Origin of the sequence: Parasphingomonas caseinilytica (assembly GCF_036663755.1) — a bacterium.
GTDB lineage: Bacteria > Pseudomonadota > Alphaproteobacteria > Sphingomonadales > Sphingomonadaceae > Sphingomonas.
This window is the reverse complement of sequence record NZ_JAXOJL010000004.1, coordinates 237,665-260,847: the sequence shown is the minus strand read 5'-3', so window position 1 is coordinate 260,847 and position 23,183 is coordinate 237,665. Positions and strand designations below refer to the sequence as shown.

The 23,183-nt window shown below is 66.4% G+C and carries 16 protein-coding genes; 9 read left to right on the top strand and 7 right to left on the bottom strand.

What is annotated here, in order from left to right:
- Positions 1-106 precede the first annotated feature (106 nt).
- Positions 107-988, top strand: a complete 882-nt coding sequence (locus U1738_RS11230) for an aldose 1-epimerase family protein (RefSeq protein ID WP_332789140.1) — start codon at positions 107-109, stop codon at positions 986-988.
- Between the two features lie 35 nt (positions 989-1,023).
- Here the strand turns inward: U1738_RS11230 and U1738_RS11225 are convergent, their stop codons facing one another.
- On the bottom strand, positions 1,024-1,458 hold the full coding sequence (locus tag U1738_RS11225) for a hypothetical protein (protein ID WP_332789139.1): 435 nt from the start codon (positions 1,456-1,458) through the stop codon (positions 1,024-1,026).
- A gap of 140 nt (positions 1,459-1,598) precedes the next feature.
- On the opposite strand from U1738_RS11225, the gene U1738_RS11220 reads away from it, so the two are divergent.
- A complete protein-coding gene (locus tag U1738_RS11220) occupies positions 1,599-3,170 on the top strand; it encodes a peptide chain release factor 3 (protein WP_332789138.1) in 1,572 nt (523 codons plus the stop codon).
- Between the two features lie 147 nt (positions 3,171-3,317).
- Here U1738_RS11220 and U1738_RS11215 read toward each other — a convergent pair whose 3' ends face one another.
- The gene (locus U1738_RS11215; RefSeq protein WP_332789137.1) at positions 3,318-4,583 is read right to left on the bottom strand and encodes a spinster family MFS transporter; all 1,266 of its coding nucleotides are present in this window, start codon (positions 4,581-4,583) and stop codon (positions 3,318-3,320) included.
- Between the two features lie 174 nt (positions 4,584-4,757).
- The gene (locus U1738_RS11210) at positions 4,758-7,127 is read right to left on the bottom strand and encodes a TonB-dependent receptor (protein WP_332789136.1); all 2,370 of its coding nucleotides are present in this window, start codon (positions 7,125-7,127) and stop codon (positions 4,758-4,760) included.
- A gap of 125 nt (positions 7,128-7,252) precedes the next feature.
- Here U1738_RS11210 and U1738_RS11205 point away from each other — a divergent pair, with 125 nt between their 5' ends.
- Complete coding sequence (locus U1738_RS11205) at positions 7,253-7,915, top strand: TetR/AcrR family transcriptional regulator (RefSeq protein ID WP_332789135.1); 663 nt, start codon at positions 7,253-7,255, stop codon at positions 7,913-7,915.
- A 1-nt stretch (position 7,916) separates the two neighbouring features.
- Here U1738_RS11205 and U1738_RS11200 read toward each other — a convergent pair whose 3' ends face one another.
- Positions 7,917-8,441, bottom strand: a complete 525-nt coding sequence (locus U1738_RS11200) for a YceD family protein (protein WP_332789134.1) — start codon at positions 8,439-8,441, stop codon at positions 7,917-7,919.
- Positions 8,438-8,944, bottom strand: coding sequence for a ubiquinol-cytochrome C chaperone family protein (locus tag U1738_RS11195; protein WP_332789133.1), 507 nt, complete (start codon positions 8,942-8,944; stop codon positions 8,438-8,440). Before U1738_RS11195 ends, U1738_RS11200 begins: the two co-directional genes overlap by 4 nt.
- Positions 8,945-9,055: 111 nt before the next feature.
- Here U1738_RS11195 and U1738_RS11190 point away from each other — a divergent pair, with 111 nt between their 5' ends.
- Both U1738_RS11190 and U1738_RS11185 read left to right on the top strand, forming a co-directional pair.
- On the top strand, positions 9,056-9,538 hold the full coding sequence (locus tag U1738_RS11190; protein ID WP_332789132.1) for an outer membrane protein assembly factor BamE: 483 nt from the start codon (positions 9,056-9,058) through the stop codon (positions 9,536-9,538).
- Between the two features lie 122 nt (positions 9,539-9,660).
- A complete protein-coding gene (locus U1738_RS11185; protein ID WP_332789131.1) occupies positions 9,661-10,188 on the top strand; it encodes an RcnB family protein in 528 nt (175 codons plus the stop codon).
- A gap of 53 nt (positions 10,189-10,241) precedes the next feature.
- Here the strand turns inward: U1738_RS11185 and pbpC are convergent, their stop codons facing one another.
- Entirely contained in the window at positions 10,242-12,338 is a 2,097-nt protein-coding gene (gene pbpC, locus U1738_RS11180; protein WP_332789130.1) for a penicillin-binding protein 1C, read from the bottom strand.
- Between the two features lie 330 nt (positions 12,339-12,668).
- Positions 12,669-18,479, bottom strand: a complete 5,811-nt coding sequence (locus tag U1738_RS11175) for an alpha-2-macroglobulin family protein (RefSeq protein ID WP_332789129.1) — start codon at positions 18,477-18,479, stop codon at positions 12,669-12,671.
- Positions 18,480-18,640: 161 nt separating this feature from the next.
- Between U1738_RS11175 and U1738_RS11170 the strand changes: the two genes are divergently transcribed.
- From U1738_RS11170 to U1738_RS11155, 4 genes are all read left to right on the top strand, one after another.
- On the top strand, positions 18,641-20,026 hold the full coding sequence (locus tag U1738_RS11170) for a glycosyl transferase family protein (RefSeq protein WP_332789128.1): 1,386 nt from the start codon (positions 18,641-18,643) through the stop codon (positions 20,024-20,026).
- Positions 20,023-21,012, top strand: coding sequence for a hypothetical protein (locus U1738_RS11165; protein ID WP_332789127.1), 990 nt, complete (start codon positions 20,023-20,025; stop codon positions 21,010-21,012). Before U1738_RS11170 ends, U1738_RS11165 begins: the two co-directional genes overlap by 4 nt.
- A 485-nt stretch (positions 21,013-21,497) precedes the next feature.
- Positions 21,498-22,412: a sulfite exporter TauE/SafE family protein gene (locus U1738_RS11160; protein WP_332789126.1), complete on the top strand. Its 915-nt coding sequence runs from the start codon at positions 21,498-21,500 to the stop codon at positions 22,410-22,412.
- A 32-nt stretch (positions 22,413-22,444) separates the two neighbouring features.
- Complete coding sequence (locus U1738_RS11155) at positions 22,445-23,164, top strand: TIGR02186 family protein (protein ID WP_332789209.1); 720 nt, start codon at positions 22,445-22,447, stop codon at positions 23,162-23,164.
- Positions 23,165-23,183 lie beyond the last annotated feature (19 nt).

Below are 23,183 nucleotides of genomic sequence, written 5' to 3'. Positions count from 1 at the left end.
GGGGCCCAGTCGGCAAGGTGGATATGATCGGGCGCAGCAGCCGTTTCCTTCTGCATCGCGACTGGACCCCGGCCTTCGCCGGGGAAGCACAATTTAGGCTATGCCCATGACCCAACCAAACCTCATCACCATAAAATCCCCCAAGCTCACCGCCGGGATCAATTATCACGGTGCCGAACTCACCTCGCTGCGGGACAAGACCGGCAAGGAGTTGATGACCGACGCCGATCCGGCCTTCTGGACCGGCCACGCGCCGATCCTGTTCCCGATCGTCGGCGCGCTCAGCGGCAATACGCTGCGGGTCGATGGCAACACCTATAAGATGGACAAGCACGGCTTTGCCCGCCGCTCCGATTTCGAAGTAATCGAGCATCAGGCGCACCACGTAATCCTGCGCCTAACCGACAGCGAGGCGACGCGCAAAAGCTACCCCTTCGCCTTCGCGCTCGATCTGAAATACGCGCTGGAAGGCGCGACCCTAACGCTCACCGCGAAGATCGCCAATCGCGGCGACGTGCCGCTGCCGGCCAGCTTCGGTTTCCACCCCGCCTTCGCCTGGCCGCTGCCTTATGGCGAGCCGCGCGAAAAACATCGCATCCTGTTCGGCAAGCAGGAGCCGGGCGAACTCAAGACCATCGCAGCCGACGGCACCATCGCGCCCGAAACTTGCGAAAGCCCGCTCGACGGCCGCACGCTGCGCCTGCGCGACGATCTGTTCGTAGAAGACGCGCTGATCTGGGATCCGGTCGCCTCGCAGGCCGTCACCTATGGCGCATTCGGCGCACCCACGCTCGACATCGCCTTCCCCGATACGCCGAAGCTCGGCATCTGGACCAAGCCCGGCGCGGCCTTCGTCTGCGTCGAACCCTGGCACGGCATCGCCGACCCGCACGGCTATACCGGCGAGTTCCGCGACAAGCCCGGCGTGTTCAAAGTGCCGGTCGGCGGCGAAAAGGTCATCACGATGAGCGTGACGCTCACCGCCTGAGCCCGAGCTTAATTAGAGTGACGGGGCGCTACCTCTTATTGCGCAGCCTCGGATCGACATGTCGTCTTGATACCTGCAACCCAGATGGTCGCGCGTTCTCCGACTTCCATCGGTGTAACGATCTTGCGTCCTTTCCAGATGAAATTGAAATTCAGCGGCCCGACGAGCTTGCAAATTGCGCCCTTGCCTTCCGGCATGCACATGTTTTCCAGCCGTCGGTAATCCTCCACGGTCGCCGGCTCGACTGGCTTGACGCCGACACCTGTCGCCGCCGAACCGCCAACGATGAAGCGCTGCCCGAAATTCATCGCCCTGACCGTCCATTCGGTAGGCCCTTCGGATGAAGACGGTTTATCGATCCCGCTATTGGCCGCCAACCGTGAACAGAAATCCTGTGTGACGGTGCTGGTGGGTGGCGGCAGTGCTTCGCCGGTCAAAATGAAGGACATGCACATCGCCAGTTGCTTCATGTTCGCTCTCGCTTCCACCCGGATCACCCCGTCTTATCCGCATCACATGTCACGTTAGTGTGACAATCTTCGCAGCGCTGGCTCACGCATTCCCGCACCCGGTGGTTGAGCATGCCCCCCCCACCCGCTAGGGCGCAGCGATGACCAACACCTCCGACCGCCGCACCTTCGCGATCATCTCGCATCCCGATGCCGGCAAGACCACGCTGACCGAGAAACTGCTCTATTTCGGCGGCGCGATCCATCTCGCCGGCGAGGTGAAGGCGCGGGGCCAGAACCGCCGTGCCCGCTCCGACTGGATGAAGATCGAGCAGCAGCGCGGCATCTCCGTCACCTCGTCGGTGATGACGTTCGAGAAGGATGGGCTGACCTTCAACCTGCTCGACACGCCGGGCCACGAGGATTTCAGCGAGGATACGTACCGCACGCTCACCGCCGTCGATTCCGCCGTGATGGTGATCGATGCGGCACGCGGCATCGAGGCGCAGACGCGCAAGTTGTTCGAGGTCTGCCGCCTGCGCAGCGTGCCGATCATAACCTTCGTCAACAAGGTCGATCGCGAGGGCCGCCCGCCGTTCGAATTGCTCGACGAGATCGCCGACATGCTCCAGCTCGATGTCTGCCCGATGAGCTGGCCGGTCGGCATGGGCAGCGATTTCGAGGGCGTGTACGATCTTCACGCCAACACGCTCAGCCAGCCCGAAGGCCCGAGCCGCGAGTTCATGGGGCGCGCGATCCAGTTCGACGGCATGGACGACCCGAAGCTCGCCGCGACAATCTCCGCTCCCGGCCTCGCCACGCTGAAGGACGAATCCGAACTGGCGATGGGCGGCTATGCGTCGTTCGATGTCGAGGCGTACCGCGCCGGCGATCTGACCCCGGTCTATTTCGGCTCCGCGCTGAAGGATTTCGGCGTCGCGGAACTCATCGCCGCGCTCGGCCAGCACGCGCCCGGCCCGCGCCCGCAGCCCGCCGAACCGGCGCCGGTCACGCCCGACCGCGCCGACGTCACCGGCTTCATCTTCAAGGTCCAGGCCAACATGGACCCCAACCACCGCGATCGCATCGCCTTCATGCGGCTATGCTCCGGCACGTTCAAACGCGGCATGAAGCTCACCCCCACCGGTCACGGCAAGCCGATCGCGATCCATTCGCCGATTCTGTTCTTCGCGCAGAACCGCGAACTGGCGGACGAGGCGTTTCCTGGCGACATCATCGGCATCCCGAACCACGGCACGCTCCGGGTGGGGGACACGATGAGCGAGCGCGCCGACGTGCGCTTCACCGGCCTGCCCAATTTCGCCCCCGAAATCCTGCGCCGCGTCGCGCTGAAGGACCCGACCAAGACCAAGCAGTTGCGCAAGGCGCTCGACGACATGGCCGAGGAGGGCGTGACCCAGGTCTTCTACCCGGAGATCGGATCGAACCTGATCATCGGCGTCGTCGGGCAACTCCAGCTAGAGGTGCTGCTCAGCCGGCTCGAGGCGGAATACAAGGTCGATGCCGGGCTGGAAATGGCCCCCTACGACACCGCCCGCTGGGTCTCGGCCGCGGACCCCGCCGACCTGAAAGCGTTCACCGATCTCAACCGATCGTCCCTCGCCAAGGATCGCGACGGCAACCCGGTCTATATGGCCAAGACCGCGTGGGACGTCGGCTATGTCGCGGATCGCTACCCGAAAGTGAAGTTCGCCGCGACGCGGGAACGCTGATCGCGCACCGATTGCAATGTTGGTTTTCGTCTGAAAACGTCGGCGATGTTCTTTCTCATTGCGAACGATCCCCGGCTGCGGTGCGATCCCACGCCCAGACACATATCGTGTGACCTTGTGTGAACTTCGGACCGGCGGCGGCGGGTATCAGGCCGCCGGTTCGTCCACCCAATCCTTGCGCAACGGCTTCACCGCGAAGAACGCCAGGATCGTCGCCAGCACGTAGAAGCACGCGACAACCACGGCCGAATAACGCAACGCCTCGGTCCCGAACCGCGCTGTCAGCCCGTCCGACAGCGCACCGATCGCGAACGATCCCACGCCCAGCCCGATCAGGTTGTTGATCAGCAGGAAACTGGCCGATGCGGTGGCGCGCATGTGCGGCGGCACCAGATGCTGCACGGCGGTGGTCAGCGGCCCCAGCCAAAGAATGTTGAGCGCGTTGGGGATCACGAACAGGAACCACGCCAGCACCGGCGATGGCGACAGGAACCCGGCGACGAACAACGGTGCGGTCACCATCCAGGCGAAGGCCGGGATCTTGGCGTAAGTGCCGCGATCGGCCTTGCCCATCCGGTCGGCCAGCACGCCGCCCAGAAACACGCCGCTCGCGCCGCCCACCAGCAACAGGGATGCGAAATACAGCGCCGTCGTCTGCAGGTCGAAGCCATAGGAACGGATCATCAGCGACGGCACCCAGAAGGCGAGGCCATAGCCCGCAAGGCTGCTCATCGATGCGGCGAAGGCCATCAGCCAGAAGCTCGGCTTCTTCGCCAGAATCGCAAACACCGCGCTCACCGGCGCTCGCCCTACCGGAGCGGCGACCCGCACTGGATCGCGCACCAGCCAGCGGAAGATCGGCGCGATGATCAGCCCGGCCACGCCGACCACGACGAATGCCGCGCGCCAGTCGATATAGGTGGCGATGAACGCGCCGAGCAACGTGCCCATCGCCAGCCCGATCGGAATGCCCATCGAATAGATGCCGAGCGCACGGGCGCGGCGTTCCGGCGGAAAGTAATCCGCGATCAGCGCGTAGGACGGCGCGACGCCGCCCGCTTCGCCCACGCCCACGCCGAGGCGGAACAGGAACAATTGCCAGAACCCGGTCGCCGCGCCGCACAAGGCGGTGAACAGGCTCCACACGCTCAGGCTCACGGTGATCACCCAGCTCCGGCTGGTCCGGTCGGCGATCAGCGCCAGCGGAATGGCGAGCGTCGAATAGAGGATCGCGAATGCGGTGCCGCCGAGCAGCCCCATCTGCGTATCGGTCAGATGCAGGTCGGCCTTGATCGGCTGCACCAGGATGCCGAGGATCTGCCGATCGAGGAAATTGAAGGTGTAGACGAGCAACAGCATCGCCAGCACCACAGCAGGAGAGCGCGACCGTCCGGTCGCTGCACGCGTCGCCATCTTCTCTCTCCTAAAACCTTTTGACCGGACGGTCGTACCGCGTCGGGCGTCCGGTTCCATCCCCTAAACGACCGGGCGCTTATCCTTTTCGGACATGGCGTTCCCCGGCCTTTGCCGGGGAACAGCCTGCAGGCATATCCGAGGGGTATAAGCGCCAATCGACGATGGGGCCGATCAGAACTTCGCGGTGAACGTCGCGAACACCTGACGCGGGTTGCCGTAGAAGGCGGTGGCGATGCCTTCCTTGCCCAGGGTTGGGGTGTAGCCGCCGGCACCGTTCAACACCGGCGTGCCCGCCACGTTGACCGCGATATATTGATAGCCGCCGGTCTTGTAGCGCTTGTCGGTCAAATTCTTGCCGTGTACGCCGATCGAATAGCGGCCTTCGCTGCCGATCGCATAAGTCAGGTGCGCGTCGAACAGCGTGTAACCAGGCTGGTCGAGGAACGGGCTGGCCAGCTCGAACTGGTGCGTCAGGCTGCGATAGGAGGCGACGCCCGATGCGGTGAGCAGGCCGCCCGCCACCGGCGCGGCGGCGCTCAACGTGCCGGACACGGTCCATTTCGGCGTGTTCTGGAACACGCGGAACTGCGCGATGTTGCTCGGTGCCGCGCCGGCCGACGCGCTGCCCAGGAACGTGTTGTACTTGGCGTCGAGATAGCCGAGCGTGCCGTTGAACGTGACGTGCGATCCGGCCCCGGCGAAACCGCGTGCCAGCACGGCGGTGGTTTCCGCCTCCACGCCCTTGATCGTCGCCTTGGCCGCATTGGTGGTGATGCCGCAGAAACTCGGCACCCCGCCGACGGTGCAGCCGGACGATCCCGGCACCTGCACGTCGTCGTAATTGGAATAGAACCCGTCCAGCGCCAGCGTCAGCCGTCGGTCGAGCAGCGATCCCTTGTAGCCGATCTCGTAGCTCTTCACCGTTTCCGGATCGAACGACAGATAGTCGTAGACCGACTGATACGAGCTGTTGGGTGCCTGCGTCGCCGAACCGCGCGGATCGAAGCCGCCGCCCTTGAAGCCTTCCGAATAGGACGCATACAGCATGTGATCGGCGGTCGGCTTGAAGCTGAGCGAGGCGCGCGGGGTGAAACGCTTGAAGTTCGCCTCGCCGCGGAAATTGGTTGCCGGAGCACCGAGCGGAATCGGATTGCCGCCGAATTCAGCGCTCGCGCCATTCAATGGCCCGCCGAGATAATTCTGTTTGAAGACGAACGACTTGCGTTGATCCCAGGTATAGCGCCCGCCGAGCGACAGGCTGACTTGCGGCGTGAAATCGTAGGAGAAATCGCCATAGATCGAACTCGTCTCGGTCTTCACGTCGCCGGCGGTGTTGCCGTTCAGATTGGCCAGCGTGGTGTTCAGCAGCACGTCGAACCGGGTCGATGCCTCGGCACCCAGATAATAATAGCCGATCAGGCCGTTCAATTTGTCGCTATTGTAGAGCAGCTGGAATTCCTGGCTGGTCTGGTTGTTGCGATACACCGCCGGCACGTCGACATCGACCAGCGGCGTCGAATCGAAATCGATCGGCGTGAACGAACGGTCCGCGCGGTACGCGCTGATGCTTCGGAACGTGACGTGATCGGTCAGTTGCGCCGTCACCGACATGGATCCACCACCGGCCTTGATGTCCTGCTTGGGGAAGTTCAGCCCGGCATTGGTATCGAACACGTTGCTCAGCACCGGCGTGCCGCTCACTAGGCCCGGGATCAGCCGATGGCCGTTGCGCGGGTTCGACGTGTCATGCGTGTAATCGCCGGTCAGTCGTACGAACAATCGGCTGTCGGGCGAGGTGAATTCGATCGTGCCACGCGCCGCCCAGATGCTCTTGTTGTAATTGTCGATGCCCAGATTGCGGTTGCGCCCGAACCCGTCCCGCGTCAGCCGTGCGCCCGACACGCCGATGCGGAACAGGTCGCCGATCGGGGTGGAGGCGCTGATGATGCCGTCGGCCTGGTTGTACGAACCGTACGATCCCTTCAGATTGGCCTCGAAATGATCGGGCAGCTTGCGCGTCACATACTTCACCGCGCCGCCGATCGTGTTGCGACCGTACAATGTGCCCTGCGGTCCGCGCAGGATTTCGATCCGTTCGACATCGTAGATATCGAGCACGGCGGCCTGCGGACGGTTGAGATAGACATCGTCGAGATAGATGCCGATGCCGGATTCGAAACCGGGCACCGGATCCTGCTGGCCGACACCGCGAATGAAGGCGGCCAACGTCGAATTGGTGCCGCGCGCGCTCTTCAGCGTGGTGTTGGGGGTGATGTTCTGCAAATCGGTCAGGTCGACCGCGCCGGCGGCTTCCAGCTTTGCCGCGCTAAACGCGGTGACCGCGATCGGCACGCTGAGCAATGTTTCCTGGCGGCGGCGCGCGGTGACGACGATGTCGGTGCTGTCGTCCTGCACCGTCTCGTCGGCGGCCTGCGTCGTCGCGGCCGGCGTGGCGTTCTGTGCGAAAGCGGGCGTGGCGACGATCGCGGCGAACGCGACGCTGGCGTTCAGGAACGTGCGCGTGGATACCGTGCGTGACATGGTGATGATCCCCTCCTTGGCGCCTGCATCATGCCCCCGGTCGAAGCCGGGTTGTGCGCCGTGTGGAGCCGCTATAATGAAACATGAACCAGGTTTCAACTTTGGCGATGCGGGGAGGTGAGATTATGACGCAGCAGCGTGTCCAATCGGCAACGCCGTCTCCTTCGGGCGCCGTGCGCGAGCATGCGGACGCCGCCAGCGCGGGCAAGACGCCGCGCACCGAACGCGGTCGCAAGACGATGCGGGCGATTCTGGATGCTGCCGCACTGGAATTCGGCGAACGCGGTTTCCACGAGGCGTCGATCAGCGGCATCACCCGCCGCGCCGGCGTTGCCCTGGGCAGTTTCTACACCTATTTCGATTCGAAGGACGCGGTGTTCCGCGCTTTGGTGCGCGACATGTCGGATCAGGTCCGCGATCACGTCGCCCCCGGCATCCGCGCCGCGCCCAACCAATTGGCGGCGGAACATGCCGGCCTGCGCGATTTCATCGCCTTCGTGCGCGGGCACAAGGAATTGTATCGCATCATAGACGAGGCCGAATTCGTCGATCCCGACAGCTTCCGCCTACATTACGCCACCACCGCAGATCGCATTGCCGCCCGGCTGAAGGCGGCGGCGGCACGCGGCGAAGTGCGCGGCGACGTGTCGGAAGTGCATGCCTGGGCGCTAATGGGCATCAACGTCTTTCTCGGCCTGCGCTACGGCGTCTGGGAACAGGATCGATCCCCGGCGGAAGTCGCCGACGTGATCGCCGATCTGCTGGCGACCGGCATCGCCCCGCGCTGAGCTATTTCCGCTCGAGCAATCCCTTTAGCCCGGCGAGCGCGCCGAGCGGCCTCACTTCGTCCTCGGCGACCACGCCCGCCGCCTTCAACGCCGCCTCGGCGTTCGGCCCGCGCGGAAAAGGATCGAGCGCCAGCGCCACCGTCTCCGCCGCCGCCTCGCCCAGATCGACCGCCGATCCGGTGTAGAACATCGTGTCGAGTGCATCCTCGGACAGCTCGATCTCCTCCTCGTCCACCGCATCTTCCTCGACGAAGCGCAAAGCGACCTCCTCGCGGATCTCGACCGGGATCGGCTCGTCGGTCACCGAACACGCCTGCACCACCGATGCCGAGACGGTGCCCCGCGCGACGATTCCCGCGGCCTCGCTGCGGACCTTGAAGCTGGCCGTCAGCCGATCGAGCGACAGCAAGCCGAACCGCGTCGCCAGCGCCGCGCGTTCGCCGGCATCGGCGGCGATCTCCACCACGCGCTCGCCCGCGCCGAACGTGTCGATCCGCTCGGGGCGGGAAAATTCCGGCGCGGTCATGGCAGGCGCCCTTCGGCCAGATCGGCGATCGGCGTCGTGGCAAGTCCCGCGCGAAACGCCAGCAGGCCGTCCCGCACATGCGCCAGTGCCGCCCCGTCCGGTACCGCGCCACGATACAGGTTGCGCACCAAAGCCGCATCGATCCCGTCCCCGGCCAGCCCCGCGCGATACGCGCCCAGCCGCCCGCCGAGCATACCCATCATCTTGCCGATATGCTTGCCGACCACGACGTCCCCGATGCCGATCTCCCGCAACTGCCCGTCCATGTCGTCCACGAACCGCTCGGTCAGCAACGCGGACGTCGGTGCGCCTTCCGGTTCCTGCTCCAGCCGCAGCACCACGAAGCCGAGGATCGCGGCGATCATGTCGAATCGCCCGTCCACGCTGTCGGGCACCTGTCCCTCCAGATACCAATGCGGCGCGCGCGCGCGCGCCACCACCGCGGTGTAGAGCGGCAGCGCCTCCTCGCTTTTGCGTCCCAGAATCTTCGCCAACCAGCTCATGTATGCTCCGTGCCCCGCGCTTGCCCTTGTTTGGCCGCGATCCCCGGCATATTGAGGCGATCGCCTGCCGGTGCAATGTGTAGTGTCGCGTCGGCCCTTGGAGATTGTTCGATGAGTGTCACGAAAATCCGGCTGATGACGATCGCCGCCCTCGGGCTTGCGGGCATCGCCGCCGGGGGCTGCACTCCGCTGAAGTCGCACCAGGGCTATATCATCGATGCCGATCTGGTGAATTCGGTGCAGATCGGGGTCGATAACCGCGCCTCGGTGCTGCAGACCTTGGGCAAGCCGACCTTCACCAGCCAGTTCAACCAGGGCGACTGGTACTACATCTCGCGCGATTCGCGGAACTTCGCCTACAATAATCCCAAGGCCAAGACGCAGGTGACGTTGCGCATCTCGTTCAGCCCGTCCGGCACGGTCACTTCCATCTCCAAGGGCGACGTCGAACAGGTCGCCTCGATCCACCCCTGGGGCAAGACCACGCCGACGCTCGGGCGTCATCGCGGCTTCTTCGACGAACTGTTCGGCAATATCGGCACGGTCGGCGCTATCGGCGGCGGGCAGGGGGGGGGGGATCGCGATACGCCGTGATGGGGCAGCTGATCCTTACAATTTCCTGACCAATACGTTCGCGCGCCGTTCAGTGCGGCGGCTCCATAGATCCGGATATCGGCGGTTCCCCCCGGCTGCCGGACAGGAAATGGAGTTCAATCATGCGTAAATTGATCATCACCGCATTGATCGCCGCGACGGCGTTCCCTGCCATTGCCAGCGCACAATCCGACGGCGAAATCCGCCGCGACCGGCGCGACGTGCGTCAGGAACAGCGCGAGCTGAACAATGCATATCGCCGTGGCGACCGCCGCGACGTTCGCGACGAACGCCGCGACGTGCGCGATGCCCGCCAAGAGCTGCGCGAGGACGTACGGGATCGCCGCGACGACCGTAGAGACGACCGGCGCAACTGGGGCCGCAACGACTGGCGCGGCTATCGTGACGGCAATCGCGGCCTCTATGCCCGTGGCAATTGGAACGCGCCGTTCCGCTACACCGCGTTCCGCAGCGGCATCCGCATCGCGCCCAGCTATTACGGTTCGCGCTACTTCATCGCCGATCCGTGGCGCTATCGCCTGCCCAATCCGGGCTGGAACCAGCGCTGGGTACGCCATTACAACGACGTGCTGCTGGTCGATACGCGGCGCGGCGTCGTGGTCGATGTGATCCGCAACTTCTACTGGTAATTGCACGGTAGAAAACTGGCCCGGGCAGAGCGATCCGCCCGGGTCTTTTTGCGTCAGCGCACCGTGAACATCACCTGATCCACCACGCGCCCGGCGACATCGGTCAGCCGCAGCAGATGCCGCCCCGGCCCGGCCAGGATCAGCGGCTTGCCGTCCGCCGCGCCGAGATCGCGCCGGTCGAGCATCAGGCGGTGCGCCGTCACCTCGCCCGACACGCCGATCGCCAGCCGCTGCCGTTCGATCGGGATATCGGGATCGAGCGCATAGACGCTGCCCGACACCGGATTGACGATGCGCGGGCGGCGCGATTCGGGCGGCGCGGCGGCGATCTGCGCCTGCCCGGTGCCGGCGAGGAAATATTCGCGCCGTGGCCGTTCGAGCGCCGAACCGAACGAGATCGCGCGCTGCTCGATGCCGTCGGGCCGCTTGGGTGCCTGCCCGGCGCGGTTCGCGTGCAGCGCGAGCATCAGATCGCGCCACACCGGGGCCGCGCCGCTGGTGCCGGAAACGGCGCGCATCGGATCGCCCTCCAGATTCCCGACCCACACCGCGACGGTGTAGCGATCCGAGAAACCGATGCACCAATTGTCGCGCATCGCCTTGGACGTGCCGGTCTTCACCGCCGCCCAGAACGGCAAACGTAGCGCGCTGTCCGGCCCGAAGGTCTGCGCGCGCGCATCGGGATCGGCGATCATGTCGGACACCAGCCACGCCGCCTGAGGGCTGGTGATGCGACGCGGTGGTGCGCGCGGATCGTCGCGCGTCAGCCGGAGCGGCGTCCACCCGCCGCCATTGGCCAGCGCCCGGTATGCGTCGGCCTGTTCGAGCAACGTCACCTCGGCCGATCCCAATGCGAGGCTGAAGCCGTAATATTGCCCGTCCTCGACCAGCCCGCGATAGCCCGAATCCCACAACCGATCGCGAAACGGCTCGACCCCGACGAGCAGCAACGTGCGCACGGCGGGCACGTTGAGCGATCCGGCAAGCGCACTTCGCGCGGACACCGGGCCCTTGAAGGCGTGATCGTAATTCTGCGGCACATACAGGCCGGAGGCTGTGTCGAGCTGCACCGGCGAATCGTCGAGGATCGAGGCGGGGGTGAGATAGCCCTTCTCGATCGCCTGTGCGTAGAGGAACGGCTTCAGCGTCGATCCCGCCTGGCGGTAGCTGTTCGCGCCATCGACGGCGGCGGCGGTCGATGCGCCGCCGATCCCGCCGACATAGGCCAGCACGTCGCCGCTGGCATTGTCCACCACCACTACCGCCCCGTCGCGCGCCCGGGCACCACCCAGGCCCTGCAATTGGCGCCGCAATGCGATGATCGCCGCGCGCTGGATATCGGCATCCAGCGTGGTCGTCACCTTCAACCCCGCCTTCGTCAGCAGGCGCTGGCTGAGATGCGGTGCCAGCCCCGGATCGAGCGCGAGGCTGCGCGCCGGGCCGAGCATCGACGCGGCCTCGCCGGCAAAGCGCGTGCAATCCGCCTCATGCGATGCCTTGCGGGATAGGGCACAGGCGCGCCGCGCGATGGCGGCAGGCGCGGCCTGCGGTTCGGGCAGCAACGCCGCCAGCAGCACCGCATCGTCGCGCGACAAGGCGTCCGGCGTCTTGCCGAACAGCCCGAGCGCCGCCGCACCGATCCCCTGCGCCTCGCCACGAAACCCGGCAAGGTTGAGATACGCTTCGAGGATCTGGTCCTTGCTCCAATTGTTCTCGATGGCCCAGCCCGCGCGCATCTGGCGTAATTTGTCCCAGATCCCCCGCGCGCCGGGCGCGGCGAGATCGGGCGCGAGGAAGCCGGCGACCTGCATCGACAGGGTACTCGCGCCGCGATGCTGCCGCCCCTGGATCCGATCGCGCAGCGCCCCGAGCATCGCCAGGCTGTCGACGCCCGAATGGCTGTAGAAACGCCGGTCCTCGGCCGCGACGATCGTTTCGCGCGTGATCGGCGACACGCTGTCGAGCGGCGTCCAGGCCAGCCGGCGCGCGGCGAAATCGACCCGCGCCGAATCGATCAATTGCCCGTGGCGATCGTACAGCCACGCCTCGGACGGGTGCCACGCCGCGCGGGTCCGGGCGTAATCGGGCAGCAAGGGGGGCAGGGTGGCGTAATCGATTCCGGCGAAGGCGAGGATGAGGAGGGCCATCATTCCAAGCGTCACCCTCCTCTTGGTTCCCCCGCGAACGCGGGGGTCCAGGGTCTCAGGCGTTGACGTTTGTAACCCTGGGCTCCCGCGTTCGCGGGAGAACCAAGACTTCGCGTTGGCTTTCACCCCGTCAGCGAATTGTCCAATCCGTTCCGATATTGCCGGCCATTTCACCTCACCGCTGCGCCACCCTCCACCGTCACCCCAGCGAAGGCTGGGGTCTCGTGCGGCTCCTGTCCCGCCTTCACCGCCTGAGATCCCAGCCTTCGCTGGGATGACGGGGATTGGTGCGGCCTCCGCGTCTTCGGGAGGGCCTGCTGGCTCAGCCACGCATCACCGCTGCGCCACGCTCACCGGCGCATTCGGCACCGCCGCGCGGATCGCGGGCGAATACATCGCCTCCACCCGGCTCGGCGGCAGCGAGAACCGGCCCGCACCGTTCAGCCGCATGACGTAGACGATGGTGAAGCGTCCGCGCGGCACCCAGCTGAAATAGCCGCGCCACGCATCGTTGCGGCGTTCTATATAGGCCGGCTGCACGCCGACCTGCACGTCCCACAATTTCCCGTCGCCATCGACCGCGGCGAATTCGGTGCCGTCGCCGGCCTTGGCATCGGCATTGAGCAGCTTCGATTGCCCGCCCAGATCGCCGACGATCGTCGCCCCGGCGGGGATCGGATCGTTGACCACCACCCAGTTGCGCTCGGCCGAGGCCTCGACCGTGATCGTCACCTTCACCACGTCGCCGCGCGTCAGCACGCCCTTGGTGCGCGCCTGCATCACCTCGGTCTTCTTCGCCATGCGGTATCCGGCGAACAACGGCTGGGTCAGCGGCACGGCGGCGGAAACCGACACGTTCGCCCATGGCCCGGCACCACTGGCCTGCGACAGGCGCAGCGGAATCTGCACCGCCGGCAGCGGGAAGCTGACTTGCCGCAAATCCACCGCCAGCGGCCATCCGCGACTGACGCTTGCATTGCCGAGCGACATCGTCGTCGCGCCGGTGATCGCGCTCGCCGGATAGATCGAGGCGAACTTCTTCGCCGCGATCGTGCCCCAGGCGTTGGCGGTGGTCGTGTCCCAATGCCCGCGCGACTGGCGCAGGCTCACGCCGACCATCATCTTCGGCGCATCGTCCTGCCAGCCGGGCCGGCCGAGCGTGGCGATCACCGCCTTGATCGCGCCTTCGTCACCCGACGACATCAGCCACCATGGCGCGGTGTTCTGGTCCGACAGGTCGAGCCGCGTGCCTTCGTACACCAGCCGCGTCCGCAGCACGCTTTCCGCACTCGTCTTCAGCGCCTGCGCATTGGCGAGGCCGGCCACACGGTCCAGCGCGACGAGGTAATCGGACAGGGTCGAGGTCGGCATGTCGGCCGGCGTCATGCCGATCTGCCCGAGCATCGCCGGCGTCGCCGCGCCCTGCCGCGCGAGCGCGGCGAAGGCCGCGACGCGTTGCAGGCGGACATCGCCGTAATCCTCATGTCGCAAGCGCCCGTCGAGCACGGCCTTCATCGCCTCGATCATCCGCGTGCGCGGCCCCTCGGGAATCGCCAGCCCGGCATCGGCCGTCAGCGACAGGACATAAGCGGTCAGCGATTCCGATCCGGTCAGGCTCTGCGACGGCCAATAGCGCAACAGACCGTCGGGCGCCTGATAGGTCGGGATCTCGCCCGCCAGCCGGTTCCACGCGCTCGCATCGCCCAGCGCGACCGAGGTCGACAGCCGCTGTTCGAAACAGGTGTAGGGATAGGCCGCCATGAACAACCGCACGCCGGCCAGTGGCGGCGCGAGCGTATCGCTCAGCCGGATATCCACCGTGCCGCGCCCCGGCAAAGCCCCCGCCGGCGGTGCGATCGGGATCGACGTATTGGCCCCGACCTGCGCCAGTGTGCCGGCCCAAACCTCGACCGGGATCGCCGGGATCACGTCCTGCGATACGGTGATCTGGTCCGAAGCCTTCCCGCCCTGCGCCACCGCCTTCACCTGCCAGCGCAGAGCAGCGACATTCTCCGGCGCGGTCAGGTTCCACGCCACCGGCGCGGCGCCGCCCGCCGGGATCGTGACGGTCAGCGGTTTGCCTTGTGCCACGCGCGGGAAGACATCGACCGTGGCCGTCACCTTCATCGGCTTGGTCGATCCGTTGCGGAGCGTGAAGCCGGCGGCATAGAAATCGCCCGATCGCACCAGTTGCGGCATGCCAGCGAAGATCGACAGATCCTGCGCGGTGCGGATGTCTGCCGATCCGCTGCCGAAGAATTGCGCACCGTCCGTGGCCACCGCCACCAGCTTGAACGACGAGAGCGCGTCCGACAGCGGCACGGCGATTCGCGCATGGCCTCTGCTATCGAGCGCGACGCGACCCTTCCATAACAATACCGGCTGGAAATTCTCGCGGTTGAGGCCCGATGAATCGCCACCACCACCCCCGCCCGCTTCCACCGCCTTGCGGCCGATGCGGCGTTTACCGACCACCTGACTCTGCGCGGTCGAGGTGAGTACCGAGAGCGAGCGTTCGCCCATCATCGCGGTCAGCACGTCCCACGAATCGTTTGGGGCGAGTTGCAGCAGCGCCTGATCGACCGCGACAAAGGCGACGTCGGCGGAGGTGGTGGGCGCACCGTCCGGTGCCTTCACCTGCACGTCGACCTGCGCGACGTCGCGCGCGGCGTAACGCTCCTTGTCGGCCTTCACGATGACCTGAAGCTTGTGCGCTTCCCAACCGACCTTCACCTTGGCGATGCCGAGGCGGTACGCGGGCTTGCCGAGATCGACCAACGCGGTCGGCTCGTTCGCCTGAGGTGGCCCGTCGGTCAGCCCCAATTTCTGGCCGATCCCGCTCAGCCAGCTCCAGAACCCGCCCTGCACGCGCCCGCGCACCGCCATGACCGAGACGAACACGTCGGGCGCGTAGCTGCCCGGCATCTTCACCTCGACCACCGGATCCTTGCCCGACAGATCGGTGACGAAGCTAGACAACACACCTTCGCGCTCCACCGTGACCAGGGCGGTCGCTTCGCGGAACGGCATGCGCACCTGGAAGCGCGCGGTCTCGCCGGCGGCATAGGTGGTTTTCTCGGGCACGATGTCCATGCGGTCGCCATTGTCGCCGCCGAACCACCAATCGTCGTCGCCGGCCAGCCACACCGATTTGGTCGCGCGCGCGATGTTGCCGTTCGCGTCGGTCGTGGTGGCGACGGCATAGACCTCGCCCGAGACGCCGGGATCGACCGCGCATTGCGCAAGGCCCTGCGCATCGGTGGTGGTCGAGCAACTGCCCGCCAGCTTCGTCGTGCGCATCTGGTTGTCATAGGCGTAGAAGCCGCCGATCAGCCGCCGCCGCGCGGTCAGCACCTGCCGGCTGTAGAGCGCGACGTCGATCTTCTGGTTCGCGCGCGGTTTGCCCTCGGTATCGAGCGCGACGAAGCGCAGGCGCAGATCGTCCTGTTTCATCAGCCAGCCGTCGGTCTTGACGCCCAGCTGGATGGCGGACGTGAAGATCGGCACGCGCCTCGATGCGGTCAGCACCTCGCCATTGGCGTCCTGATAATCCATTTCGATCAGCATGTCGGTGGTGTTGGCGAGCGTTTGCGGCACGTCGATCGTGGTGCGCGCGGTGCCGTCTCCGCCGAGCGTCGAGGGCAGGGTCTGGGTCGGGGGGAGGGGCGTGCGGTCCTCCTCGCCGTCACCGTCCAACGGCTTCACGCCCTCGGCGATGTCGATCCCGCCGAAGCTGTACGCCTCGTAGTCGGCCGGCGCGCCGTCGTGCGCGCTGTACCCGATGCGCAGATCGACCGGCATGTTCGACGCGCCGCCGCCCGAAAGATAGCCGACGAACAGGTCGAGCGGCAGCACCTTGGGCCGCACCGCCGCATCCTTCGGCCCGCCGACGCTCGCGCGCATCGTCGGCAGCTTGTATTCGTCGACCTTGAACGACTGGCTGGTGTAGATCGTGCGCTCGCCGATAATGACGCGCAGATCGTAATCGCCCATCGGCGCGCCCGGCGGCGCGGTCCAGGTCGATTCGCCGATGCCGTTCGCATCCACGCTCAGCGGCAGGTCGAACTGCGTGTCGGACCCGCGATGCGACAGCCTGAGGATGCCGGTGAATGCCGGTGATAGCGCAAAGCCGGCCCCGAGCGGCTTGCGCACGATATGCTTCATGTGGATCGTCTCGCCCTGCCGGACGAGCGCGCGGTCGAACACCGTGTGCAGGATCTCCTCGCGCGCATCGTACCCATAGGGCAGGTCGAAATCGTACGGGCGGATGCCCTCGCTCCAGCTCGTCAGCGTGAAGCTGAAATCGTCGCCGGCGCGCGCGGAGATCATCAGCGGCGGGACCGAACTGTGCTCGCAATCGCCATACGTCTCGACCTGCGGCAGGCCCGGCGGCACATACAGTCCGCCGGCCTTGTCGGTGATGCCGCGCGCGAGCAGCCTGCCGGTGCAGCTATCGGTCACGCGCACTTCGGCATTGGCGACCGGCTTGCCGCTGTCGAGCGCCGTCACCCAGGCCAGGCTGCGTTCGCGGCCCCATTTGAAATGCACCGCCATGTTGGTGACGAGCGCTGCGCTCGCCACATACCGCGGGGCCTTCCGCCCGAGCAGCGCCTGGCCCAGCACCGGGCTGGCCAGTTCCACCACATAGAATCCGGGCTTGGTGAGCGGCACGCCGACCACTTCGAAATCCTTGCCCTTGCCCGGCAGGCCGAGCTTGAACGCGCTGCCGGTCGTGGCACCGGTTAGGATCGGCTTCGATCCGGTATCGTTGATCCGCACCGTCTCACCGCCGCGCTTGATCTCGTGGCTGGCGTAAGCGTCGGCGGTGGCGACGGTGCGCAGCCATTCGGCAACCTGCCCATCCGATCCGTCCACGCGCAGCGACTGCCCGGCAATGCCCAGATTGCGGCCCTGCAACGTCGGTTCGATATTGCGCACGGTGACCGGCAGCACGCCGCCCTCCTTTGCCTCCAGGATGCCGAAGCTGGCGGCGAACTTCACCAGCGGCGGCGCCTCGTCGAAGCGCAGGTCGAGCGGGAAGCGTTCGGCATTGGCGAGCGCGCGGCCGCTTTCGTCCTTGATCCCGGCGGGAATAGTCAATTTGGCGGTCGTCGCGCTGGGCAAAGGCGCGGCGAAGGTGATGTCGCCGATCGTCGCCTTCTTCTTGTCGTCGTCGCTGAACACCGGACTGATCGTCTTGCCGTCCGGCGTCGCGATGCTGATCTTCTGCGCGTCGCTCATCGCGATCGGCGCGGTGAAGCGGACATACGCCTTCTCGACCGGCGAGCAGCCGGCCTGCGCATTGACGCGCGAACATTCGAAGCGCGCGCTGAACGGCTTGCGCACGGTATAATCGAAGCGCTGGTCCGCCCCGGCCAGCTTGCCCCCGGCCCCGGCGATCTTCGCGCCCCACACGAGCGCCATCTCGCGCCCGGCGGGCAACGGGCGACGGCATTTCAGCGCGGTAAGGCCGGCAAACGCCTTCTGCCGATCGGCCGCGCTGGCCGGAATCGTGGCGGGCAGGCCGGCACTTTCCAGGAAGTTGCGCACCGTCCAGCCCGTGGTGCCGATCTCGCCGAGCAATTTACCCGGCAGGTCGGCCGGCAGCACGTCGACGGCGATCTTCTCGCCGATGCCATCCACCGCGCAATACGCATTGGCGGCGACCGAGGCGGGCGTCGCGGGCAGGTTCGCGGCGATGAGGAACACCTGATCCTCCTCGATCTCCCCGCCGTAGCGCGCCGGCAACACGGCCCGCGCCACCGGGCCACCGGCATCGACCTTGAAATCCTGCTGCCCGGTCACGGCATAGCCGCCGACGCTCTTCAGGCCGGCCTTGATCTTGAATTCGCACACCGTGCCGCCGGGCAGGGACGATTTGAAGTCGTGCACGAAGGTCTGCGGATCGACCCAGCGGCCCTCGCCTGCGATCGCGCAGGTGACGTCGAACGGCCCGGCCGCGCGCGGATCGCCAAGCGGCACCATCGGCTGGCTGAAGCGCACCGTGAAGCGCTCGATCGCGCCCCCGGAACCGGTATCGCCGATGCCCGGCGTCGCCATGATGACCTGCGGGCTATTGTCCCCGAATGCCGCGACGGGAGCGATTGCAAGGCCGAGCAATGCGAGGCGCCATGCGAGCTTCATTGCAATCCCTCTCCTGATTGCGATCGAGGCTAATGCTTTTGCGTGTCCCGATCCAGCGGCCTTTTTTCCCCATCGGCTTGCGACATTATCCTATATGGGAAACAAGTTTCGACGGACGAATCGCGCGCGAGTGCCGCTTGGAGGCAAGGCGATTGGGGCACGTGCTGGGGGATTGGGCGGGCGTCATCGCCGCCGTTGATATCGTTGCGCGTGAGACGATGCTGTTCGCGGCCATCGGGTTCCTGATCGGCGGGATCGACGATCTCGCGATCGACCTCGTCTATGCACGTCATCGCTTATGGCGGCGGCGACTGCCCATTCTCGACGATTTCCAGATCGGTGCGGATCCCGGCAGGATCGCGATCTTCGTTGCCGCATGGGAGGAAGCGGACGTGATCGGGCCGATGCTGCGCACGGCACTCGCGCGGATCGATCATCCGGATTACCGGATCTATGTCGGCACCTATCCCAACGATCCAGGCACGATCCATGCGGTCGCCGAAGTGGCGGAGTGCGATCCGCGCGTCCGGCTGGTGATCGGACACAAAGCCGGCCCGACGACGAAGGCCGATTGCCTCAATACGATCTGGCGCGCGTTGCTCCGCGACGAGGCGGCGGAGGGCTGGAGGGCGAAAGCCGTGGTGCTGCACGATGCCGAGGATGTCGTGCATGCCGGCGAATTGCGGATCTTCGACGCGCTGATCGGGCCGCATATGGTGGTGCAATTGCCGGTCCATCCACTGATCGACCGGCGCTCGCGTTTCGTCTCCGGCCATTATGCCGACGAATTCGCCGAGGCCCATCGCAAGACTTTGGTCGTGCGCCAGGCCGTGGGCGCGGGGTTGCCGCTGGCCGGGGTGGGCTGCGCGATCGAGCGCGCCTGTCTCGGGCGGATCGCAGACCTGCGGCAGAATGCTCCGTTCGACGCCGACAGCCTGACCGAGGATTACGAACTCGGCCTGCATATCGCCGCGTCGGGCGGTAGCGGCGTGTTCGCGCGGGTCGTGGAATATCCTGGCGGGCCTCCGATTGCCGTGCGCGCCTTCTTCCCCGCCCGACTGGAGGCAGCGGTGCGGCAGAAGACGCGCTGGATGATCGGTATCGCGCTCGCCGGATGGGACCGGGTCGGTTGGGGCCCCGCGCGCGATTGGCGCGATCACTGGATGCGCATGCGCGATCGGCGCGCGCCGATCGCCATATTGGTGCTGATCGGGGCCTATCTCGCGTTGCTGTTCTGGACCGGCTCGGCGATCCTGCATTGGACGACGGGGATCGCGCCACCCTCTTTGCCACCGACGATGGAAGCGCTGCTGACGATCAATTCGGGGCTGCTGGTCTGGCGGCTGATCGTGCGCGCGGCGTTCACCGGGCGCGCTTATGGCTGGCGTCAGGCTTGCCTGTCCCTGCCGCGCGCGGTGGTGGGGAATTTCATCGCCTTGGTCGCGGCGCAACGCGCGCTGTTCCGCTACATGGCGATGCTGCGCGGCGCGGCACCGAAGTGGGACAAGACCGCGCACACTTTTCCGGATGAGATCGAGCGGCAGTGATCGTCGGGCGACCGCTGCGCTTTCTCGGCGTGATCGTCGGCGGCTGGATTGCGATGCGCGTGACGGTGCTGTGGTGGCCGGGTGCGATGCCGATCGAGGCGGCCGAGGCGGCCCCGATCGGGGTGCCGGTTGCCGTGATGTGGGCACCAGCGCTTCAAAGATCGAAGGCGGCGTCGCCTGCCTTTCAACTCCCAATATTGAACCATTCCGCGCGGGCGAAGGCGCCGGCGCGCGCAAACGTGGCATCGCCGCGATCCGAAGCCGGCCCGACTTTGGCGATGCCTGTGCGCACCGGCATGATCGCCGGACTACCAGCGCCGATCCGATCCCAATCGAAACACCACGTGCACACCAGATCGCGCTTTAACGCCAGCTTCTGGCTCGTCTCGCGTGGGGGCATCGGGCCGGCGGCGGGGGTACTCGGCGCGCAACTCGGCGGATCGCAGGCGGGCGGGCGGCTGACCTATGCGCTGACCGACAGCCGCCGTCTCGCGCTCGCCGCGCGGGTGAGTACGCCGCTGGGGGCGGGCGCGCAGGAACTCGCGCTCGGGATGGAATGGCAACCGACCCGACTGCCGGTGCGGGTCATCGCCGAACAGCGCATCGCCCTGAACGGCGGGCGCGGCGGGCCGACGATCGGGCTGGTCGGCGGGTTCGGGCCAACGACCGTCGCCGCAGGTTTCGCCCTGGAAGGCTATGCGCAGGGCGGCGTGATCGCGCGCGACGGCGGCGAGGGGTTTGCCGATGGCGCGGCGCGACTGGCCCGTCCGGTCGCCAGGCTCGGCGATGTCCGTTTCGATCTCGGCGCTGGTCTCTGGGGGGCAGCGCAAAAGGGCGCGGCGCGCGTCGATCTCGGCCCGTCGCTCGTCGCGTACGTGCCGCTCCGCCCGCAATCGGTCCGTCTCGCGCTCGATTGGCGGCAGCGCGTCGCGGGCAATGCCGCGCCGGATTCGGGTCTGGTGCTGAGCGTCGGGGCGGATTTCTGAGGGCTAGAGCGCGATGATTTTGATTTGAATCACGCCACCGTTCGTTTCGAGCGCAGTCGAGAAACCGCGACCGGGCGTGACGTAGCGGTTTCTCGACTGCGCTCGAAACGAACGGGTCAACTTGAAGTCATCAACCTCTAAACACAAGTCGGCCCCAATGCTTCCCCGGCGAAGGCCGGGGTCCAGTCGCGAAGGTCGATGTTACGTCGCGCAACGCGCGATCACGTCTGTGTCTCGACTGGGCCCCGGCCTCCGCCGGGGAAGCGTTTAGAGCTGTTCTCGATCAAGAATGCTCACCCTCACCCTTCCGCGTTTCGCGCTCCCTCCCTCTCTCGGTGGGAGAGGGAAAAGACTCCGAAGGCGGCGAAGGGTGAGGGCGACCAGTCTTGATCGAAAGCGACTTTAGACCCCGGCCTTTGCCGGATGGTTCGAGGTGGTGGACGCAACCGCTTCCGCCGCACGCCACTTCGGGCTAACCCATCCGCGTGGATCTCTACCTTCCCATCGCCAATCTCTCGGTCAACGCGCTCGTCATCGTGCTGCTCGGCGGCGGGGTGGGCATGTTGTCGGGAATGTTCGGGGTCGGCGGCGGATTTCTCACCACGCCATTGCTGATCGTCTACGGCATCCCACCGACCGTCGCCGCGGCCTCCTCGGCCAGCCAGGTGACGGGGGCGAGCATCTCCGGCGTGTTTGCGCATGTCCGGCGCGGCGGCGTGGATTTCAAGATGGGCGGCGTGCTGGTCGCCGGTGGCATCCTCGGCTCGCTGGCCGGCGCATGGATCTTTCGGCTGTTGCAGGCGAGCGGGCAGATCGATGTCGTCATCGCCATCGTCTATGTGCTGATGCTGGGGTCGATCGGCGGGTTGATGGCGACCGAATCCTGGGGTGCGATCGCCGCGACACGGTCCGGCCGGCCACCGCGCGCGAAGAAGCGGCGGCATCACCCGCTGGTCGCCGCGCTGCCGCTCAGGACGCGTTTCTACGCTTCCGGGCTCTACATCTCGCCGCTGGCTCCGTTGCTGCTCGGTTTCTTCACCGGCATCCTCACGATCCTGCTCGGCGTCGGCGGCGGGTTCGTCATGGTCCCGGCGATGCTCTATCTGCTCGGCATGGGCGCGCAGGTCGTGGTCGGCACCTCGCTGTTCCAGACCCTGTTCGTCACCGCCGCCGCGACGATGGTCCACGCCACCACGACCAAGGCGGTCGATATCGTGCTCGCCGCGCTTCTGCTGCTCGGATCGGTGATCGGCGCGCAGGCCGGCGCGCGCTTTGCCGGCAAGGTACGCCCGGAATATCTCCGTCTCGCGCTGGCGGTGATCGTGTTGCTCGTCGCGATCCGCATCGCGCTGGGGCTTGGTTGGCGGCCCGACGAGATATTTTCGGTCGAACTTTCGTGAGATGGTTTCTGCTGCTGCTCGCGCCGCTGCTGATGGCGCAGGCCAAGCCGGTGCTGGTGCCCGACGTAAGCCAGCGGAATATCGAGATCGCCTATTCCTTCACCGGGGCGGAGCTGCTGCTGTTCGGCGCGATCCTCTATCCCGGCGGGCGCCTGCCCGATGACGAGAAGCCGACCGACGTGGTGATCGTCGTCAAGGGCCCGGTCCAGTCGATCCTGGTGCGCGAGAAGGAGAAGGTGGCCGGCATCTGGGTCAATTCCGCCCGCCTGCGCTACAAATCCGCGCCGAGTTTCTACGCCATCGCCTCGTCGAGGCCGATCACGAAGCTGGTCGACGATCGCACGCAGGCGATCTACGAACTCGGCCTGGATTCGCTGCAATTGTCGCCGGCGAGCAGCGCGCCGCCGGCCGAACAGGATCGCTTCGCGCGCGGGCTGGTCGATCTGAAGCGTCGCGCCGGCCTGTATTACGAGGCTCCCCGCGCGGTCGAGATCACCGATGGCGTCTTGTACCGCGCGCGCGTGACGATCCCGGCGCGCGTGCCGGTCGGGCGCTTCACGGCGGAGACGTTCCTGATCCGCGACGGCCGCGTGCTGGCGGCGGCGACGCGCGATATCGACATCCGCAAATCCGGCTTCGAACGCTTCGTCGCGCGCTCGGCCGACAATCACGCGATCCTGTACGGCCTGGTCGCGGTGGCATTGTCGGTGCTGTTCGGTTGGGCGGCCGGCTGGATCGCCCGACGGATCTGACAAAAAAGGGCGCGGAACC

What these genes read in the sequence shown, in the direction of transcription:
- U1738_RS11155 (WP_332789209.1), top strand. Translation starts at nt 22,445, where the DNA reads ATGGCGCAGGCCAAGCCGGTGCTGGTGCCCGACGTAAGCCAGCGGAAT.
- U1738_RS11230 (WP_332789140.1), top strand. Translation starts at nt 107, where the DNA reads ATGACCCAACCAAACCTCATCACCATAAAATCCCCCAAGCTCACCGCC.
- U1738_RS11185 (WP_332789131.1), top strand. Translation starts at nt 9,661, where the DNA reads ATGCGTAAATTGATCATCACCGCATTGATCGCCGCGACGGCGTTCCCT.
- U1738_RS11205 (WP_332789135.1), top strand. Translation starts at nt 7,253, where the DNA reads ATGACGCAGCAGCGTGTCCAATCGGCAACGCCGTCTCCTTCGGGCGCC.
- U1738_RS11175 (WP_332789129.1), bottom strand. Translation starts at nt 18,479, where the DNA reads ATGAAGCTCGCATGGCGCCTCGCATTGCTCGGCCTTGCAATCGCTCCC.
- U1738_RS11190 (WP_332789132.1), top strand. Translation starts at nt 9,056, where the DNA reads ATGAGTGTCACGAAAATCCGGCTGATGACGATCGCCGCCCTCGGGCTT.
- U1738_RS11200 (WP_332789134.1), bottom strand. Translation starts at nt 8,441, where the DNA reads ATGACCGCGCCGGAATTTTCCCGCCCCGAGCGGATCGACACGTTCGGC.
- U1738_RS11195 (WP_332789133.1), bottom strand. Translation starts at nt 8,944, where the DNA reads ATGAGCTGGTTGGCGAAGATTCTGGGACGCAAAAGCGAGGAGGCGCTG.
- pbpC (WP_332789130.1), bottom strand. Translation starts at nt 12,338, where the DNA reads ATGATGGCCCTCCTCATCCTCGCCTTCGCCGGAATCGATTACGCCACC.
- U1738_RS11220 (WP_332789138.1), top strand. Translation starts at nt 1,599, where the DNA reads ATGACCAACACCTCCGACCGCCGCACCTTCGCGATCATCTCGCATCCC.
- U1738_RS11225 (WP_332789139.1), bottom strand. Translation starts at nt 1,458, where the DNA reads ATGAAGCAACTGGCGATGTGCATGTCCTTCATTTTGACCGGCGAAGCA.
- U1738_RS11215 (WP_332789137.1), bottom strand. Translation starts at nt 4,583, where the DNA reads ATGGCGACGCGTGCAGCGACCGGACGGTCGCGCTCTCCTGCTGTGGTG.
- U1738_RS11210 (WP_332789136.1), bottom strand. Translation starts at nt 7,127, where the DNA reads ATGTCACGCACGGTATCCACGCGCACGTTCCTGAACGCCAGCGTCGCG.